At 45.9% G+C, this 19,685-nt stretch carries 16 protein-coding genes; 6 read left to right on the top strand and 10 right to left on the bottom strand.

Annotation, left to right across the window (positions count from 1 at the left end; genetic code table 11):
* Window positions 1-71: 71 nt before the first annotated feature.
* Both QUB64_RS23390 and QUB64_RS23385 read right to left on the bottom strand, forming a co-directional pair.
* Window positions 72-1,316 (bottom strand): ferrochelatase, encoded by a 1,245-nt coding sequence (locus tag QUB64_RS23390; protein ID WP_333275559.1) that lies wholly within the window; start codon window positions 1,314-1,316, stop codon window positions 72-74.
* Between the two features lie 149 nt (window positions 1,317-1,465).
* Window positions 1,466-1,699 carry a hypothetical protein gene (locus tag QUB64_RS23385; protein ID WP_333275561.1) on the bottom strand — a complete coding sequence of 78 codons (234 nt, stop codon included), beginning with the start codon at window positions 1,697-1,699 and terminating at the stop codon, window positions 1,466-1,468.
* A gap of 341 nt (window positions 1,700-2,040) precedes the next feature.
* Here QUB64_RS23385 and QUB64_RS23380 point away from each other — a divergent pair, with 341 nt between their 5' ends.
* The 4 genes from QUB64_RS23380 (at window position 2,041) to QUB64_RS23365 (ending at window position 5,452) form a co-directional block, all read left to right on the top strand.
* A complete protein-coding gene (locus QUB64_RS23380; RefSeq protein ID WP_333275563.1) occupies window positions 2,041-2,625 on the top strand; it encodes a hypothetical protein in 585 nt (194 codons plus the stop codon).
* Window positions 2,618-3,340: a DUF3120 domain-containing protein gene (locus QUB64_RS23375; protein ID WP_333275565.1), complete on the top strand. Its 723-nt coding sequence runs from the start codon at window positions 2,618-2,620 to the stop codon at window positions 3,338-3,340. Before QUB64_RS23380 ends, QUB64_RS23375 begins: the two co-directional genes overlap by 8 nt.
* 132 nt (window positions 3,341-3,472) lie before the next feature.
* Window positions 3,473-4,321: an alpha/beta fold hydrolase gene (locus QUB64_RS23370; RefSeq protein WP_333275568.1), complete on the top strand. Its 849-nt coding sequence runs from the start codon at window positions 3,473-3,475 to the stop codon at window positions 4,319-4,321.
* Window positions 4,322-4,429: 108 nt separating this feature from the next.
* Window positions 4,430-5,452 (top strand): pentapeptide repeat-containing protein, encoded by a 1,023-nt coding sequence (locus QUB64_RS23365; RefSeq protein ID WP_333275570.1) that lies wholly within the window; start codon window positions 4,430-4,432, stop codon window positions 5,450-5,452.
* 194 nt (window positions 5,453-5,646) lie between these two features.
* On the opposite strand, the gene QUB64_RS23360 is transcribed toward QUB64_RS23365, so the two are convergent.
* The 8 genes from QUB64_RS23360 to ggt all read right to left on the bottom strand — a co-directional run bounded on the left by QUB64_RS23360 (window position 5,647) and on the right by ggt (window position 16,124).
* Window positions 5,647-5,871 carry a hypothetical protein gene (locus QUB64_RS23360; protein WP_333275572.1) on the bottom strand — a complete coding sequence of 75 codons (225 nt, stop codon included), beginning with the start codon at window positions 5,869-5,871 and terminating at the stop codon, window positions 5,647-5,649.
* A 133-nt stretch (window positions 5,872-6,004) separates the two neighbouring features.
* Window positions 6,005-6,448 carry an aspartate 1-decarboxylase gene (gene panD, locus QUB64_RS23355; RefSeq protein ID WP_333275574.1) on the bottom strand — a complete coding sequence of 148 codons (444 nt, stop codon included), beginning with the start codon at window positions 6,446-6,448 and terminating at the stop codon, window positions 6,005-6,007.
* A 188-nt stretch (window positions 6,449-6,636) separates the two neighbouring features.
* On the bottom strand, window positions 6,637-9,081 hold the full coding sequence (locus tag QUB64_RS23350) for a non-ribosomal peptide synthetase (protein ID WP_333275577.1): 2,445 nt from the start codon (window positions 9,079-9,081) through the stop codon (window positions 6,637-6,639).
* 46 nt (window positions 9,082-9,127) lie between these two features.
* Window positions 9,128-10,318 carry a multidrug effflux MFS transporter gene (locus QUB64_RS23345; RefSeq protein WP_333275579.1) on the bottom strand — a complete coding sequence of 397 codons (1,191 nt, stop codon included), beginning with the start codon at window positions 10,316-10,318 and terminating at the stop codon, window positions 9,128-9,130.
* Complete coding sequence (locus QUB64_RS23340; protein WP_333275581.1) at window positions 10,308-11,666, bottom strand: pyridoxal phosphate-dependent decarboxylase family protein; 1,359 nt, start codon at window positions 11,664-11,666, stop codon at window positions 10,308-10,310. Before QUB64_RS23340 ends, QUB64_RS23345 begins: the two co-directional genes overlap by 11 nt.
* Window positions 11,667-11,800: 134 nt before the next feature.
* Window positions 11,801-12,760 carry a hypothetical protein gene (locus QUB64_RS23335; RefSeq protein WP_333275583.1) on the bottom strand — a complete coding sequence of 320 codons (960 nt, stop codon included), beginning with the start codon at window positions 12,758-12,760 and terminating at the stop codon, window positions 11,801-11,803.
* 282 nt (window positions 12,761-13,042) lie between these two features.
* Window positions 13,043-13,972 carry a choice-of-anchor L family PEP-CTERM protein gene (locus tag QUB64_RS23330; RefSeq protein WP_333275585.1) on the bottom strand — a complete coding sequence of 310 codons (930 nt, stop codon included), beginning with the start codon at window positions 13,970-13,972 and terminating at the stop codon, window positions 13,043-13,045.
* 424 nt (window positions 13,973-14,396) lie between these two features.
* Complete coding sequence (ggt, locus tag QUB64_RS23325) at window positions 14,397-16,124, bottom strand: gamma-glutamyltransferase (RefSeq protein ID WP_333275587.1); 1,728 nt, start codon at window positions 16,122-16,124, stop codon at window positions 14,397-14,399.
* A gap of 504 nt (window positions 16,125-16,628) precedes the next feature.
* Between ggt and QUB64_RS23320 the strand changes: the two genes are divergently transcribed.
* Entirely contained in the window at window positions 16,629-17,777 is a 1,149-nt protein-coding gene (locus QUB64_RS23320) for a glycosyltransferase family 2 protein (RefSeq protein ID WP_333275590.1), read from the top strand.
* 848 nt (window positions 17,778-18,625) lie between these two features.
* Window positions 18,626-19,660, top strand: coding sequence for a glycosyltransferase family 2 protein (locus tag QUB64_RS23315; protein WP_333275592.1), 1,035 nt, complete (start codon window positions 18,626-18,628; stop codon window positions 19,658-19,660).
* The last annotated feature ends 25 nt before the right edge of the window (window positions 19,661-19,685 follow it).

Below are 19,685 nucleotides of genomic sequence, written 5' to 3'. Positions count from 1 at the left end.
AACCGGGTTTTTATCGAATCTGTCGTCTTCAACGCAGTATTTTCGCAAAAACCCGGTTTCTGAACTACCAATTAATGAGAATGGCTGTGCCCGCCATGAGAATGTCCGTGCTCGCCATGAGAATGTCCGTGTCCGCCGTGAGAATGTCCGCCGTGAGAATGACCGTGTTCGCCATGAGAATGCCCGTGATCGCCGTGAGAATGGCTGTGCTCGCGGTGTGCGGAAGCCAAACTCGGATTAACAGCGATCGCACTTTCACTCAACAACGCTTCAATCTGCGGATTAGCCCACTCAGCCGCCATTTTCAGGAACTCGGGACGATCGTTCACGCAAGGCAATTTGCGGTAAGTTACTCCTTGACGCTGTTTCTGCAAAGACTCAATAACGTGGTCAACATCTAACAAAGTTTCGTGATTTTCCGTCGCAAATCCGATCGGCATAAACACGATCGCAGTTGCACCCAAATCGATCAAATTCTTCGCAGCCAAAGTCGCATCCGGCTGAGTCCACTCAATCAGAGGCGTGTCGTGGTTCAGCCAACCCACCGAAATCAAAGGATAGCGATACATCAAACGTTCCCGCACGCGATCGTACAAAGCTTGACTTTCCACAATACCCGAAGTAAAGCCCTTCGCCTTGTGCGGACAACCGTGATTCATCAGCACAATCCCAATCTGAGAAGGCAAATGCGCCACAGCCAGATCGTTCTTAATTTCCTCTTCAACCATATCAGCCATTAGCTGAATGTAAGCCGGTTCATCGTAAAAAGAAGGAATGTAGCGCTGTCCTTTTACCCAATGTTCGCCGCCATCAGTCGTTTTGGCTAAAGCATTATTCACCTGTTCCACTGCAATGCCGCTAGTGAAAATAGAATCGACTACCAACAGCGGATAAATCAGAATTTTATCAAATCCTTCCGATTTGATTTCGGCAATTACTTGCTCGGGCAAAAACGGCGCGCAAAAGTTAAAAGCTTTGAAAACTTTTACTTTATCGCCCCATTTTTCCTGCAAATTCTTTTCAATCCCGGCGCGCTGCTGTTCAAAAATGGCATTGTGCGGCGAGACGAATTGACCGTGTTGGTGACTCCATTCGTGCAAGTCAAAGATTGCTAAAATCTTCGCCAGCGGCGGATAAATCCAAGTCGGTACGGGCGCAAACTTTGCCGTCAGTAAATTTAAGGCTTGTTCGTTGTAGTTGGCAAAATCGTCGTAGCTTTCGACTTCGCCGTAACCCATCAGCAAGACAGCAACGCGATCGTTACTTGCAGGTGCAGGAGATGTTTTGAACTCGATTTTTTCTGGAGAAGCAACCACGTTGTATTCCTCAATTTTATTTATTCTAAGAGATGCAGGCAGAATGAAGGTTCAGTTGACAGTTGACAGCTTGTCAGCTAGCCAAGTCGAAGGGTTGAAAGCGAGGTCTCCCGGTCAGTCCGAGGATTGGAGTAATGAATAGTCTGCTTTTAATTTCTCCCGATCGGGCAGAGACTTTCAACCAATTCTTTCTGGTAAATCTGAGATTTTACATTTTTGGCGATCGCGCGACGGTTGCGTGCGGGACTGATTGCCTGTTTCTGCACCGATATTTCCGGGCTAAACCTCTGATTTATCCTAAAAACCGGGTTGATGAGTACAAGTCCTTGCATCGACTTTTGACTCACACCCGAAACCCGTAGGGTGGCTGAGATCGCAGGCATCTAATTTTCACAATCCTGTTTCTTTAAGCTTTTCTGGGGTGGGCTTTGACGCTGCCCGAAAAGTTAAATCTAAAATACAGAACAGCTTAAAACTAGAATCGGACTTTGCTAAGCGTGACAGGGAATCCGGCCGGGGGGGTTAAGTTTTATGTTTTCTTAAGACTCCTGCGCCTTGCCTGCGATCCCAGCAGCTTGGAAGCTTTCCAGCCATACACTTGGGGGGATACTCTGCTAAGTTTCATCTATTATAACTTTAACATCCTATCCCCCCGGATGGTATATGATATAATGGATATATGATAAAGTTATGTTGCGAACTATATTAACTTTCTTGACGCACTATGAGACTGGTAATTTGCCCGGGAGTCCACGAACCAAAGCTAACCGACTGTTTCCTGGCGGGACTTTCGGGGATTTGGGGATGGGCTGCCGATCGCCCTTCCCAGCAAATACTCAATAGCGTCAAGATTTTTCCCGCTCATAAACATCCGCCTTTTTCAGCCCTTGACATATTCCACTTTTTGTGCAGTCAGGACATAGCAGGAGAAAGTTTAGTATTTGTCAGCTTTTCGGCAGGAGTAGCCGGGGCGATCGGGGCGGCTTGGATGTGGCAGCAAACCGGCGGCCAAGTCGAGGCATTTTTTGCCCTAGACGGCTGGGGAGTACCCCTGGGGGGCACTTTTCCCATCCACCGCATCAGTCACGATCGCTTCACGCACTGGAGTTCAGCAATTCTCGGCAGCGGTGGAGACAGCTTTTACGCAGATCCAGCGATCGCACATTTAGATTTGTGGCGCCAGCCCCAAACGGCAAAAGGCTGGCACGTCAGCCAAACAGCCGCCGGTGTTGAGACAGTCGCACCTACAACCGCAGCAAAATTTTTAGTCCACCTATTGAAACAGTACGGAGTTCAATCAGTTGTTTAATTTAGATTTAGTATCATCTGCGATCGCACCTATTGCAACCCTCTCGGGCCTAGACAATTCTGTCTCTTCCGTCAAAACCAACAGCATCAAACAGTGGCTAATTTTTAGCGCCTCAGCATTTTTAGTCTCAATTCCCGTCTTCGTGCAAGCACCATTAGTTAGATTGTATCCAACCATCAGCTTGCTCTCAACAATTCCCTGGTTTGTCCTCAGTTTAATCCTAATTTTCCGCCCTAAAACCCAACTTTGGGGAGACTTATTATTAGGATTTGCCGGATGTTGGCTCGCAGGTTCCATCTATTGGGGGTGGTTTAGGTGGGAGCCAATTTTACATTTACCTATAGAAGCAATTGGTTTGCCCTTTGCTATTTGGTGCTTGAACAAATCTTGGGGAAAAGTTGGCGGATATTTTTACTTGGGTTCGCTATTTGGTACTGCGATTACTGATTTATATTTTTATTTGACTGGGTTGATGCCCTACTGGCGCAAAGTCATGCACGCGGAACCGGAATTCGCGATGCCGATTTTTCAAAGTGCGATCGGGCAAATCGACACTCCTTGGGGCATAGGTTGCGCTTTAGTTTTAATCGCTGTGTTGCTAACAGTCGGTTTGCTGAGTTTGCGCCCTACCCTGCACTGGCGCGCTTTCAGCGGTGCTGTTTTGAGCACGCTTTTGGTGGATGGTTTGTTTTGGTTGGCTGCTTCTGCGGCTTGAGATTTCTGGGAATTTTGACCGCAGATGCGGGCAGATTGACGCGGATGGACGCAGATTTTTTGACATGAGTATTTAGTTAACTATCTTGAGTTACAATCTAAAATCTAAAATCTAAAATCCCAAATTAATATCATGGCTTTTATTTCAGTTCGCGGTGTAGAACATTATTACGAGTGGATAACAGCAGACAGCAGCGCCCAACCCAGCGGCAAACCAGTTATGGTATTCCTCCACGGCTGGGCTGGCTCAGCCCGCTACTGGGAAAGCACGGCACAGGCTATTGCTGATGATTTTGATTGTTTGTTGTACGATATGAGAGGTTTTGGTCGATCGCCCTTACCGCCATCACCTCCTGAGTCTAGCTACGATCTCGAAACCTACGCCCGCGACTTAGCCGAATTATTAACATCTCTGAATTTAAACCGCGTCTTTCTGAATGCTCATTCTACAGGAGCATCTATTGCTACTTTATTTCTCAACCTTTACCCCGAAAAAGTAGAAAAAGCAATTCTCACTTGTAGCGGCATTTTTGAATACGATGAGAAAGCCTTCACAACTTTTCATAAATTCGGCGGCTATGTGGTCAAATTTCGCCCGTCTTGGTTGGCTTCTATCCCGTTTGTCGATCGCATCTTTATGGCCCGGTTTTTGCGCCGTTCCCTCCCCACAGCAGTCAGTCTGGCATTTCTCAAGGATTTCTTAATGGCGGATGAGGAAGCTGCGATCGGTACAATGGTGACGGCAGTCAGCAAAAGAGCAGCCGAGGAAATGCCCCAAGAATTTGCACGGCTGAGTGTGCCGACACTGCTGGTAGCTGGAGAGTTCGATCGAATTATCCCCGCCGCCATGGGCGAGCAAGCAGCCTCCCTCAGCAAAAAAGTAGAATTTGTTATAATTCCCAATACAGCTCACTTTCCGATGCTGGAGGATGCCGCAACATACTTGCAGCTAATCCGAGATTTTTTGCCAGCAGCGGCTTAGCTGAGTTATTGTTCATGTAATGTACGATCGGGGAAGCAAGCTTTTACAGCAGCTTAGGCTCCGATCTTAATTTTTAATTCCTAATTTCTTAAAGCGAAAGGTGGTACCATGAACGACCTCGACCAATACTATAGAGTGCTGGGACTATTACCGGGAGCTTCCCGAGAAGAAATTACTCAAGCCTACAAGGATTTAGCGTTCATTTGGCACCCCGATCGCATCCCTAAAGATAATCCTAGACTACTCCAGAAAGCTGAAGAAAAGATTAAGGAAATTAATCAAGCTCGCGAACAATTGCGATCGATTCAGCCAAGAGGTCAAAACCAGAACGTTCAGCACAAAAATACTCAGCACAAACACACCCAGCAACAAACTACACAGCAACAAAATACTCAGCACAAACACACCCAGCAACAAAATACCCAGCAGCAAAATACTCAGTACAGCAACACCCAGCAGCAAAACACCCAGCAGCAAAATACTCAGTACAGAAACACTCAGTACCAAAACAATCAGCAACAAAACACTCAGTATAGAAATACTCAGTATCAAAACACTCAGCCACAAAACACCCAGCCTCCACCGGCAACGCCAAAAGAACCCCGCTACTATTCCGAGCCCTCTTCAGGAAAACCTGCTGGGAATTATGCGGGAAATTATGGTGGAAACTATGCTGCAAATCCGACGGGGCCATATTCTGATGCCTCCCGCTACCAATCGCCACCGCCGCAGCCATCTCAGTCTTACCGCCAAGCTGCGCCGCAAGCTCCCGATTTGAGCGGTTCCAACTTCAAAGGAGCTTCCTTAAAAGAAAAGGATTTTTCAGGGAGAAACTTGAGCAATGCAAACCTGAGTGAAGCTGACTTAAGCGATACTTTTCTGCACAACGTCAACCTCACAGGTGCGAATTTGCAAAAAGCTAACTTGTTCAGGGCTAACCTGTTAGGAGCTTGTTTGATTAATGCCAACTTGAGAGAAACCAATTTAATCGGAGCGGATTTGAGCGGTGCAGACTTGAGCGGTGCGGATTTAACGGGATCTAAAATCGGTTATGGCGATCGCGTTATGGTAAAACTCACAGGAGCTAGATTAACAGGGACAATCTTGCCCGACGGTACGGTGCACAGTTAAAGGATTGAGTTTTTCCTCACTTCTGAAGCCAAAAATCTAGTTTCGGCGAATTGTTACTCCCAACTTAGATAGTGTCACCTAAAACAACCGCCATAAAATCGGGTAATAAAATGGGTTCGTAGTGAGGACTTTAGTCCTCTTCAAATTAAGAAGGACTAAAGTCCTCACTACGAACCTATATCGGTTAAGTTAGGTCAAATTATAAGCTGTTCCACATTTAACTTGCGGGCTTTAGTATTACCTTTCTGTTTGAATTGTTTGCGGATTTCTTCATCTGCTGCTTGCTGACAGACAGGTAACGCCAACCGATAAAACTTATTAAAGGAAATTTTTAGGGCCTTGGGGATGGGTTCAAAACTTGAAAGAACAGCATTTTGTTGTTTTGATGCAGAAAATTCATAGCTGATGCCAAAAAACATTTTCGGGACTTACGCACTAGAAATGGAAGAAACCAGGTTTTTTTACGAAAATATTCGCTGGGACTCTTTAATATCGGTAAAAACCCGGTTTCTGGGCCCCATGCGTAAGTCCTACTTTTTTTGCGTTCAAATCTTAGGAATTAGTTGTTACTGGTAATTCGATTCCCTCGGAGTTAAATAGGAGTTTGCCCTCGCAGGGAACTAAAGTCTGGCAAAAAAACTTTTTACACCGATTGTGTTCATCAGCAATCACCACTCGCGCCTCGTGCCCGGTGCGGAATACCTCAGCGCGATCGCATTCTTCATAGGCAGCAATAATCACAAAATCTCCCGGATCGCACAAATGAGATGCTGCACCGTTCAGACAAATGGTACCACTTCCCGGCTCTCCTGGCAACACATAGGTTGACAAGCGGTTCCCATTGCTAACATTCCAAATTTCCACCTCCTGTAAAGGCAGAATTCCCACCTTATCGATCAATTCATTGTCAATGGTGACGCTGCCTACATAATTAACATTTGCATCCGTTACGCGCACTCCATGTAGCTTAGCGTGCATCAGTCTAATTCTAGCCATTGTTTTTTTCCTGTATATCTCAATAGAATGACAATACGGTTCAGTTAACACTATTTACTGCCCGGATATCCTTGCAGCATCCCCCGAATCGTTGCGGGGACGAAAGACAATACTCTTGTCCCCCCCTTTTTAAGGGGGGCTAGGGGGGATCAGTCTTAACTGAACCGTCTTGAATACAATGATGGTTTTTACAGCACTTTTTCAAACAGCACAGCTTCTGTATGAGGAGCAGAAACATTAGAAAAAACGCGCCTGCCCTCAAATTCAAAAGACTCGTACTGCACGGCATATCTTCGTTGATATTCCAACTCTTGAGCAATATAGGCCGTAACCGAATGCGTACAAGTTGTGACAGCACGCTGGTAATTCAAACTTGCTGCTACTTCAAGTACCTTCTTTTCCAAAGCTAAGGCAATAGCAGTACCATCTACATCAGAAGACGTACCTGTCATAAATACATGGACAATCTCTCCTACTTGCATCTCCCCGTAACTTTTGATATACATTTTATCTAAAGAATCCAATAGCGCAAAAATTGGATTCAAGAACTCAGGTATTTCAAATTCCCCCGCCAGGGAACTAGCAAAATCTTCACTCAAACAAAATCCAATCACATTTCCAGAAAGCCGATGGAACGCGACAAAGGATAAACTTTCTGAGAGGCTGTTGCTACAAACTTTTTCCGAAAATATCTTGAACTCTTCTTTCTGAATACCCAAGCTAATTCCCAAGGGTTCTCTGGATGTGAAGGATTCGCTGACTAATGCCACAGTTTGTTCTAAATATTTCTCCTCAAACGGAACGATTTCAACATCACTCAAGCGCACCTCAACCACTGGAAAAGACTTGAACTGTTTTGATTTATCAAAAAGCCTTGCTAAAGATCCGAGGGATGGCTCATTGACAAAGTTGGAAAGGGGAATGCTTACCCCAAATTCTTGCTTCAGTTTTACGAGGAAAGATACAACAGACAAAGAGTCTCCACCTAGCTCAAAGAAATCATCGTCTCTGCTGACGGGAGAAATAAGAAACATCTGCTGCCAAATGTCTGCTAGTAACTTTTCTGTTTCGGTTTGAGGCAGCTTTTCCGAATCGATGACTCTGAAGCTCCACCCACTCATGCCAGATAAGGTTTGGCGATCGACTTTACCGTTGGGAGTCAGGGGTAGTTCATCTACAGCAACGATTCTCGCTGGCACCATATAATGGGGCAGCTTGGAGACGGCGTGCTGTTTCATTGCATCGACATTAACTGTGGAAGGAACAACAAACGCGACTAGCTGTTTTGTTTCCTGTGCCGCCTCGTTTTCTTGAACGATAACGGTGACATTGGAGATTTCTGAGTGGAAATGCGTCAAGACTTTTTCAATCTCCTCTAGTTCTACTCGAAATCCCCGAATTTTTACCTGGTTGTCAACCCGACCAACATAATACAGTAGGTCATTATTTTCTCTGGTTACTAAATCTCCTGTTTTAAATAGAATACCTTTGCCAGAAAACGGATTGGGGATGAATCGCGCTTTGGTTTCTTCAGGCTTGTTGTGATATCCGCGTGCTAGCACTGCACCTCCTATCCACAATTCGCCTACCTCGCCTGGGGCAACTGGCTGTAAATTTTCATCCAAGATATAAATCTCGGCATTGAGGATGGGTTGACCGATCGGCACATCCCGTTCTAAATTTCCTATATCTCCGGCAAACTCCGCCCAAGTAACGTCACCTGCTACCTCGGTACTCCCGTAGAGGTTCAGCAAAATCCCGTCAGGCACGCTGGCTCTGAATTTCTGCAACAGATTTCGTGTCAATCGCTCTCCGCTTACCGTCCAAATTTTGAGGCAGGGGAGAGCTTCTCCCAAATCTGGGCGCGTGTTGAGCAGCGCTTGTAGCAAGGATGGCACGAGGATGATGCGAGTCACTTTTGCATCCTGAAGGAAGCCAATCATTTCTTGAGGGTTGGCACTGCAAGACTGAGGAAGAATGACGACTTTTACTCCTCTGAGCAATGCCCCAAAAATCTCCCAAACCGAATCCACGAAGTTGAGGGTGGTTTTGTGGCAGCACACTTCGCCAGAGCTAAAAGGATACTGATTCCACATCCAAATACAGCGATTAACAGTGGCTCGGTGAATTCCACAAACGCCTTTGGGGGTGCCAGTGCTGCCGGAGGTGTACAAAATGTACATTAAGGCATCCGGGGTGACGGGAATGTCTGGGTTGCTGCTTTCTTGTTGCGATAGAGATTCGTCGTCTACCAGGAGAATCCGCCCGTCAAAAGGGGGAAGGGTATTCAGAAGAGACTTTTCTGTTATCAGAAATTCACACCCAGAATCTTCAATAATGTACTGTTTTCTGGCTTCTGGGAAGTCTGGATCTACGGGGACATAAGCCCCGCCTGCTTTTAAGATTCCCAGAATGGCGACTGCTGCTTTGGGCGATCGTTGCAAGCAGATGCCAACTGGGGTTTCTAAGCCCACCCCAAGCGATCGCAGCGCATTTGCCAATTGATTTGCTCGATCGTTCACTACTGAGTAGGTGAGCTTTGTCTCCTCCATTACAAGAGCGATTTTTTCCGGGGTTTTGGAAGCCTGTTCTTGGAAGAGATGGTGAATGCACTGGTTTAATAGATTGTCCATATTTTCTGTATTTTTCTAGCCTAATATAATTAGGATTAGGAGATTTTTATTTATGAAATTTCAGTTGAGTATATGTAGCAAGCGAAGCGATCGCAAATAATGCCATTACCTCAGACATGACATTAACGGTATGTCCATCAAAGAAAAAGCCAACCATGAAACTTGCCAACGCACCGCCTAACATATCTAGAAATCCGATTGCGGCGGCAGCACTACCTGCAATATCTTCTACTGAGTCAAGGGCAGCATGGATAGCATTGGGTGCAATTAACCCATAACAAAAGGTGTTAATTATGAGCAGAGGTAATAGTGTGAGTAACTGAGCAGCACCAGTCACCGAAACTAAGACAAGTGCCATAGCTGAAGTAGCAGCAATTACTAACCCAAAGCCCAGCAATTGTGCTGATCGTACACCACGAGAGTTCAATACTCCACTTAGGAAAGACCCAGCTAAAATACTAATAGCCGTTGATGCAAATAGCAACCCATAAGTTGTTGTTGAGATCCCCATAACATTGAGCATTACAAGTGATGAACCTGCAACGTAGGCAAACATACATCCAAAACTGAGCGCATTGACAAGAGCATATCCAATGCAAACTCGGTTACTAAGAACACGCAGATAATTTCCGATCAGTCGATGTGGTTTGAGAGCATTTACATCCAGACATTTAATTGACTCGTCAAATCCGATCGCAATAGCCAACATAAGTATCACTCCTACGACAGCTAATACCCCATAGATAGCTCGCCAATTAGCGATCGCCAATACTCCCCCACCAATTGTTGGTGCGATTATTGGTGCTATGTTGATTACTAGGTTAATGTAGGAGAGTTGGGTGCCAGCAGTAGCACCTTCAAACAGATCGTGAACCATTGCCAACATCAATGTCATACCAACACCAGCACCAGCACCCTGAAGGTAGCGCCAAGCCACGAGGGCATTAATTGATGGGGCGATCGCACAAGCAACACTAGCAAACGCAAAGAGTCCACAGCCGATTAGTAAGATGGGTTTACGCCCGTAGCGATCGGAAAGTGGACCAAAGACAAGTTGCGATGTAGCATAGCCAGCCATAAATAGACTGAGTGTTAGTCCTACAGCCGCAGGAGAGGCATTTAGCGAGATGCCAATTGCAGGAAATGCTGGTAATCCCATATCTATTGATAGCGGTAGCATTGCAGCCAGCACGCCAAGAATTATGGTGAAGCCTACAGAGTTAGGTTTAAACTCCATACATAACCTTTGTTGTTACCAAGTCAAGTATTTGCCAAATACTGTCTATCCAATCTAGATGTTCGGGTTTCATTAAACAAGACCGCAGACAGGTAATAGAGTCTCGATCCCAATTGATTCCTTCCCCAGTCTCTAAAAATAAATCTTTCGATACATTAGCTAAAGCTAGGTGGAGATTTTCCTCTCCTGCTACTTGAAAAATCTCCTTTGCTAGTCGTGAAGATTCACTCGCACTCTCAGATTTTACAGCCCAAACAACAATGTCCAGTTGCGGGCAGAAAGCCACGATAAATCGCGAATCATTTTGGATTTTCTCAAAAAGAGTAAGTGCTGCTTTGCGTGACTTACTCAAAGAAGTAGCAAACTCACCGCCTGGAATTAGAGGGAGTAAACGTTGAGTGGCCCAGAGTGCTACCGCCGATGAACCCGGCCTTGAACATTCGAGGCTAATTTCACCTAAATGGAATTCCTCAGAACTAAAGTAAGTGTAGGGTGAATCATGTTTATAAAGCTTCCCAACAGAGGTATCTTTGAAAAGAATGCACCCACAACCGTAAGGTTGGAGTCCATGTTTATGGGGATCGATCACAATGGAATCAACCTGTTTGAGACAGTCATAAGCCGCTCTGGTTTCGGCATCAAGATTATCTGCCAAGATAAAGTAACCGCCGTAGGCGGTATCTGCATGGATGCGGAACCCATATTCAGCCTGAAGTTCGAGAATCTCAGGTAGGGGATCGACAGCACCCATTCCCGTCGTCCCCATCGTCACAACCACCGTGCCAATATCATCTTGGAGGAGCAGTGTTTTCAAGGCTGCTACATCCATCCGGGCGCGACTGTCACACCTAACAGATTGAAAGGGAATGCGAAGTACACCGCAAATTCTGGAATGCGTGTAATGTGCCTGATTAGAGGCGACAACTTTTTTGTTTGGTTGTAAATTTCCTGCCGCCCATAATCCCTCTAAATTCGCCATTGTCCCGCCACCGCACAGATGTCCTAAATGGGTTTCCCAACCGAACATTTTGGCAATTTCTGCCACGGCTTCTTTTTCCATTGCCGAACTTGCCCGTCCACCATCAAGGGCATGATTGTTGGGATTGATCCAAAGGGATAACGTGTAAGCAAGACGGGCAATTTCTGTGGGTGGTTTGAGCATTTGCCCAGCGTAGAGGGGATGGGGATAGGGATAATTGTCTTGCATCCTCTCTGCGACTTCCAACAGCACGGTTCGCATAGCATCTAAGTTAGGAGAATGTTCAATTTCTGGCAATGTTTGAAATCCGAGTTCTAATCGTTCCAGTGCCTCTTGGAGTAAAACCCAGCTTTTCTTTTCTAAGGTCATTTTCCGCTCCTCTGGTTATATTTGAGTGCAACAGCTAACTTTAAAAAATAGTTGATTGTTGTTTTCTGCGCTCAATCCTAATGTTTGATTATACATACTTTTTTTGAAAAAGTATAGATTCTTTTGCGCTTATTTTAAGCTTGATGAAATGGACATTTTCCCGAAAAATGCTTCTGGGGATCTAGCAGCTTTAAACGACTTTGCTCAAATTTTTCTAAGTTGGCTACAGCATTATTACTATTTAAATGTGAAGCTGTCAGTGCTCCGATTTCACCTCCTCCAAATTTCGTACAAACGCTTTTATGTCCCGCTGAGAGACCTTGTTGATAAGCCCGGACAAATTCTGCGTACTCCGCCTCAAGGATGGCGGGCAGGGTGGGCAAGATGGGAGAGAGTTGTTTCTTCCAGATGACATTCACCAGATAATCGTGTTCCCACATCATTATTCCACTTAAAGGCTCTGACTCTACTAGGGACTGAGGGTTTCCCGGAGTCATGGTGGGGCGAACCTCACTTTCATATATCTGTCTGCTAAAACTTCCCGCGAGCTTCATCGCTGCTCCCGATGCCCACATTAAGTCAGCAGCAGTCTGCAATTCAATCTTGGCTGTGTCCATGTTTCCAGTTTGGACGGCATCTACAAAGCGCTTCAGGCAGACAATTAGGGCTTGACAAAAAACTAAAAATACCCAATGACTTTTCTGCCAAACTTCCAAGGGGCTCATGTTCTCGGGTCCCCGATAGTCAGCCGTTGAACAGTTGGTGTCACTCTTCTCAATTCCCTGAACAACGGGCAAGTTGAAAACCCTTAATAATAGGTCTGCATAAGTTTGAAAACCTACTTTCAGAAGTTTGACCTCTGTCGGATCGAGAGGCCAGATTTTGTCGATCTCCAAGAACCCCAAATAAGCTCGCAGCACGCTGGCAACAATTAACTTAGCTGGTTCCTTTGCCTCGACGTGGAATACTTCCATGTAACGATCAAATTCTTGGATTTTATGATGCTTGAGGGCAGTAGATGTTGGGAAGTCTTCCTCAATGAAAACTGTTTCGATTGGGCCGAGTTGCTGCCAAGCTGAATGAATAATAGCCATAGCCTGCTGCGAATTATCCACGACCAAAGTCTCTCCCAAGAGATGCAGTAGGAAGTGTAGCTGAGTTTTTACAGGTTGATTTAATTGATAATAATTTATTAGTTTAGGTGGGCAAAGTAAATAAAAATTTCCCCCAGATATTCCTGTTTCGGGGTAATTTTTACTGGGTTGCTTTTTGACAACGTGCTGGTCAAACTTCTGGGAGCTGTCTTGGGTTGACAAAGCACTCATGTTACCTACCTAATTATATTGATTTTTTTGAGGGAAAGCTGTTGATACTAATTATTTCCGGCGGCGCAACTTTCGTCCAGCAGCCAGCATAGCACCTCCCGCCATCAAACCTCCGACCGTCATCGGTTCTGGAACCGGCTCAGCTTCTACCGCCCCGACAGAATTGTTTTTCATCAATACAGCCACCGATTCGGGAACCGTATCAGTTTTTATCGTTCCCACAGAACCGCCTTTAATAAATACAGCAGAATCTAAATTACCGTCGCCGATATCTTTAATGCGGATGCTGAGAACATTCGTCTGATTTTGCTTCAGCAGACCCTCAAAACCTAAAATTTTAGTAAAACCGTCTAGCTTAATGATGTTAGCAGCAATACCTGTCAAACTTGGGTTGTTAATATAGTCTGAATGATCTGTAGAGCGATTATTTTGCTCGGGAACAAGATTATTAATCGTAACTTCTTTCCCGTCGCTCAATTTTGCCAAATTATGACCATTCAGTAACAGTTCAAAATCGTCATTGTATTCAGAACCGCCGAACTCAGGAAACTCCTCTGAACCAAATACATACTCAAAGAACAATTTTTCAGCAGTGTCGTCAGCAAAAAATCTGAGGTCTAGCTGAGTTAAATCCCCAGCTTCGCCCTTTACTCCAAAGTCCGTGTTTAAATCGCTGCCGTTGGTCATTACGTTATCTTTCCGATTCTGACCCGGTATATCGGTGACTTTGCCAGTGCTGAGAACAACGCCTGACTGCAAACCAAAAGGGTCATTAGTAAAAGTACCAAAAGCAGCCTGATTCCCCGTAACTGAAACAGAGAAATTACTCAATCCTGCTGTGTTATTTCCCAACAAATTCTTTTTCAAAGTCTCAGTGTTATTAGTTGCCCCTACGGAAAATGCCATTGCTGGGGCTGCCAACAAGCTCATAGCAGTAGTCAATGTAGCAGTTAAGGTAGCAATTTTGTGAGAAGTTATCATAATCTTTTTGTTGAAAACACAAAGCTGATTCAATGCACAACTTCAGTTTCACATGATATAAGCATCAATGTCTAGTGCCTTTACAATGACTTTACATATACGTAAACTTACGGCGTGGGTGGTTAATAGTTTTGGTATTTCTTAGCAATTAGTCAATCAATAAACCTCAGGGCAAAAATACCAATGCCAAAATACACGTACACAGACTAATAATTTCAGGACTTACGCACAGCATACCGAAGAAACCGGGTTTTTATACGGTTGGCGATCGCCCTTCACAAAAGATTTTGCGGAAAAACCCCGGTTTCTGCGTAAGTCCGCAATTTATATCAAGTCGGGTCGATCGACCTCACTTGATATCACAACTAATGACTGATGACAAAGTTCGCGAGCGGGGACAGCACTAATGACTAATGACCGATCGCTAAAACCCCCTTGCTTCTCCTTCCCCGCGCGGATCGGCAGCCCCTTCCAACCAACCGTCATCAGTCTGGACGATCGCATTCGCATTTCCCCAGCCGGATCGTTCGACAATCTGGTGTCCCCGCCTGCGCAACTCCTCAAGCGTCCCAGCCTCAAAACCTCCGCGTTCCACCATCAGGCGATCGGGCTCCCACTGATGGTGCACCCGAGGCGCAGACACAGCATCGCCGACATTCATGTCGTAAACCAACACGTTGAGGACAATTTGCAGCACCGTGGTAATAATCGTGCTGCCTCCAGGAGCCCCCGCAGCGAGGCGAAATTTGCCATTTTCCGAAACAATCACCGGTGTCATGCTCGATAAAGGAGTCTTCCCCGGGGCGATCGCATTTGCCTCACCGCCCACCAAACCAAACAAATTCGGCACTCCCGGCGCAGCAGCAAAATCGTCCATCTCGTTGTTGAGCAAAATTCCCGTACCCGCCGCCACAACCCCAGCCCCAAAACCGCCATTCACCGTAAACGTCAAACTAACAACATTGCGCTCTTTGTCAACTACCGTCAGGTGCGTAGTTTCCGGCGACTCCTGCACAAAGCGGCTCAAAGTTTCAGCGTCAACAGCTTTTACCTCGCCCGAAGGTTTGGCTTTTGACATTTGGATTTGCGATCGGCGCAATTTGGCATAGCTACGGCTAGTCAGAGCTTTGACGGGCACATTGACAAAATCTGGATCGCCCAAATGCTCAGCCCTGTCAGCGTATGCAATCCTCATCGATTCCGCCAGCAAGTGTAGCGCATCTGAACTTTGCCTCCCCAACTTTTTGAGATCCGTCTCTCCGAGAATATTTAAGATTTGCAATAAATGAACGCCGCCGGAAGAAGGAGGCGACATCGCACAAATTTCGTAAGCCCGAAAGTTACCGCAAACCGGATTTCGCCAAATCGGCGTATAGTTTTTGAGGTCTTCGAGAGTGATGATGCCGCCGTTTTTAGCCATGTCGGTGGCGATCGCCCGCGCAATATCCCCGGTATAAAAACTTTGGGGATTTTGTGCAATCTGCCGCAAAGTCCGCGCCAAATCCCGCTGAACCAGCAATTCCCCAGGCTGGTATAAAATGCCACCGCGAGTAAAAACCTCCCGCGCCGATCGGTTTTTGGCGATCGCATCCTTTCGTTGCAGGGTAGCCTTGGTGAAGCGCGAACTTACCGGAAAGCCTTTTTCTGCCAGGGCGATCGCCGGAGCCACCACAGCCGCCCAAGGCAACTTACCGTACTCGCGGTGCACCGTATAAAGTCCAGCCACAGTGCCCGGAATGCCAGCCGCCAAATGCCCGTCCAGACTTGCCCTTGGGCGCACCTTGCCTTGCTTGTCAAGGTACATATCGCGCGTGGCTCGTTTGGGCGATCGTTCCCGGAAATCTAAGGCTTGCACAGTACCAGTTTCAGCCCGCCGCAGCAGCAAAAAACCTCCGCCACCAATACCCGCCGAAAAAGGCTCCACCACCGAAATCGCCAAAGCCGTAGCAGCGGCTGCATCCACCGCATTGCCTCCGTGTTGCAGCACGCTCAGCCCCGCGGCGCTCGCTAGGGGGTGAGCCGAAACTGCCATAGCCTGTTTGCTGCGCTGCTGCAGCAAGTTTGGTTGTAGCTGCTGGCGGCACCCACCTAACAGTAATACTGTTAGGAAACAAGTATAAATTTGCACTTTTTTGCTTAACTTTGAAAACATTTTGCCCCTGTTCTGTGAGTTGCTATTACAGTAAAAATTAAATGACATCATCCTAAAGACATAGATTCAATTTAATTGCGCTCAGAATCATTAGCAGCCACAAGTTTAATCACCCTCAAATATTTTCAGTACGGTAATTGTTAAATACACTACATTCTAATTCCAATTATCAGAAATATTGACCATTATCAAAAAAACTTATAGCTGAAAGTGTTGCAGCTAAGCGGGAAGAGTGCTAGTATGGCTGGATTAATTATTAAATTTTTATTAATGAATACTCGGGACAAAATTTTGGCTGATTTTAAGGCTTAAAGCCCGATCGGGCGGACGGCTGAATCTTTTTTTCAAGTCAGGGCGTGTAGCTAACTTTCAAAAAAAGCCGAATCCTTGAACTTAAAGGCCAAAAAGCGTTAGTGAACTGTTCACCCCACTGTCCGGAGTGTTGGTTAATCGGAATCTATTGAAGCAAACAATCATCTCAAATAAAGATCTCCATCAAGCTTTATGAACGCAAACAATATCGGCGCATTCATCCCCGGATTTAACACCCAAAACCTCAAGACTAGAGATATCGCAGGTGCGATCGACAACAAGTTAAACACAGAAAAAGTCAAATTTGCTTCGCCCGCACTTGTCACACCCAGGATTGTCAGAAAAGCAGCAGCGCCTGCCATTAGCCCAAACTATTCCGCCGAAAAAGTTAGCATCATCATGCCGGCATTCAACGCCAAAGACACGATCGGCGAAGCGATCGCCTCCGCACTCCAGGGGACTCACCGGAATATAGAAATCCTAGTGATTGACGACGGTTCCACCGACGGCACCGACAAAATAGTTACTGACATGGCGGGGCAAGATCCGCGAATTAAGTATTACAAAAATCCGAAAAACCTAGGAGCTTACAAATCTAGAAATTTAATGCTCGAAGCAGCAAGCGGAAAATTTATCGCATTTTTAGACAGTGACGACACCTGGGAACCAAACAAACTAGAAGAATGTTTGAATCTCCTCAAAAAACACCCAGAAGTTAAATCAGTCGGTCACGCCCTCCGCTATCTCAACAAGGAAGGCGAGAAGGTCAGCTACATTCCCACATATCCCACAAATCGGGAAGAATTGCAGAATGTTCAAGAAAACGGCGCGCTTCCTTGGGTTTTTCCTACAGCTTTAGTAGTAGAACGAGAAGCTATCCTAGAAATCGGAGGATTTTTAGACGACTGGAAAGTAGGTGCAGATACCGAACTGATGGCCAGACTAGCTCAAAAGCACGGGATGCTAAGCACAAAGATGCCCTTAGGAAACTACCGAGTTTTGGGCAATTCGTTAACCGATAAATATTGGTTGAACAAGCGTCTAGCGATAGATTGCGTTAAAGAAAACCAGCAGCGCAGAATTCGCGGTCAATCAGAGTTAACCTTGACCCAATACCAAGAAATCTTTTTCCAAAATCTGTCGCCGTTGAAAAAACTCAATAAGTTAAGAGAGATTGTGGCAACTCGCTTCATGAGAAAAGCCGGAGAAAGCTGGTTAAATCGTGAGATTTTGCCTACTCTAATTTACGGAATTGCCACAACAGTGCTGAACCCTCAAGCCACCGTACACAAAATTCAGTGGATGAGATATCAGAAGCGATTAAATCAAGAATTTAACTAATTGGCTGTTGGCCTGCTACACATAGCCGACCGGACGCTGCCGCTTTCTGCGAGTAGCTAAACAGTTAACTGGACTAATGCATAAATTATGCTTGCAGGGTGGGCAATGCCCACCTATTGATTGACAACTCGACTCGCACAGATTCTGCTTGTCGTATAAAAAATTGGTTCTTTGCACAGGTCCTCTAAAAATGCGATCGCCCTGGCGAAAGCCCTCAGATGACGCAACAGAGGGCAATCAGTCAAAAAAATTAGCCGTCAAATCTGCTGCGATCCGCATCCTGACGGTTCTCCCCCCCTGGGGTCGATCGCACTCGGGCTTCCAGCCTGTTATATTGGCTGTACGTAGGTAAACGAGAGTGCAACTTTTAAATCAAGAGCCAAGCAAGTAGCGGAAAACACGGCAACAATCCCAATTCTCGCCCTATTCCCTACCCAACTCTGTCTCTCTTCTTTCCCCCCAAGGCAAGGAGTTTGATATAGGAAGTTAATTTGCTGAATTTCCTGTAACAAAAATTAATAAAGCTGTATCATGCTTTCCGTAAAGCATCTTTGATTATCTGTAGATGCATACGATCGGAAACAGCATCCCATTTTTGCCCTTGCTGGCATACCCGCCCGGGAGTGGAAGCTGGAATCATCCAAGCGATAACAACATTCTGCCTTGGAACTTAACAGCCCGCACATAGCCCGCTTTCATCGCACTCGATCGCAGTCGGTGCGTTTCACAGCCTGAAATTTTCAGTTTCAGCGTCCAACCTGTACTTTCTGAGTATTCCAATTCAGGGGTCATATGTGGCGAAGACTATACTTCGGCGAACAACTACTAAACCACACCTAATTCAAGTTATGAACAGCCCAAAAGTCAGTGTAATCATTCCTGCATTCAATGCAGCCGAAACTCTGGCCGAGGCCGTTGCTTCCGTAGTTAATGGCAGCCACAAGCATCTAGAAATTTTAATTGTTGATGACTGCTCTACTGACGCTACTGCCAAAGTTGGTGCTAGGCTGGCCAAGCAAGATTCGAGAATTAAGTTCTGTAGAAATACCCAAAATTATGGGGTTTCTAAGTCGAGAAATTTAATGATCAAGCGGGCAACCGGCAAGTATGTAGCGTTTCTAGACAGCGATGATACCTGGGAGCCCAACAAGCTAGAAGTTTGTTTGAAGATGCTCGCAGACAATCCTGAAGTCAAAGCTGTTGCTCATGCCTTGCGGTATTTAGACAAGCGCGGCAACAAGTTGAGTTACGTTCCCACCTATCCTACAACTAAAGCAGAAATGCAGGCGATTAAGGAGACAGGTGAAAGTCCTTGGGTTTTCCCATCTTCTGTGGTAGTTGAGCGCTTCATTCTTCTCAAAGAAGGCGGCTTTGCAGAAGATTGGCAGGTAGGAGAAGATACAGAGTTATTCACCAAAATTGCTCAAAAGCACGGCTTGCTAGCGACGACAGCACCTTTGGGAAATTATCGAATTAGAGAAAACTCTCTCACAGATAAGCACTGGCTGAAAAAGCGCATAGCTTCTGAGTGTGTCAAGGAAAACCAACTCCGGCGCTTGCGGGGAGAAAAAGAGTTATCGCTCAACGAGTACGAACAGTTGTGCTTTAACAATTTGCCCTTTTTGCCAAGGCTCAACAAATTCCGAGAAGTTTTGGCACTGCACTACATGAGAAAGGTGGGACAAAGTTGGTTAAATCGGGAGGTTTTGCAGACTCTGATTTATGGCATCGCTACCACAGCCCTCAACCCTCAAGCTACTCTGAACAAGTGGAAATGGATGAAGTCTCACGAGCATTTGAGTCATCAAACGACATCCGGCATCCGTCATTCGGCACCAGAATTCAACCCCCAGCGATCGTCTGAAGTCAGCGGGTTCTCCTAAAAAGTCTTGTATTTGTATGCAAGTT

The sequence above is a fragment of the Microcoleus sp. Aus8_D2 genome, assembly GCF_036702665.1.
Lineage (GTDB): Bacteria > Cyanobacteriota > Cyanobacteriia > Cyanobacteriales > Microcoleaceae > Microcoleus.
The sequence above is the reverse complement of the archived record's forward strand: the minus strand, read 5'-3'. Positions and strand labels throughout refer to the sequence as shown.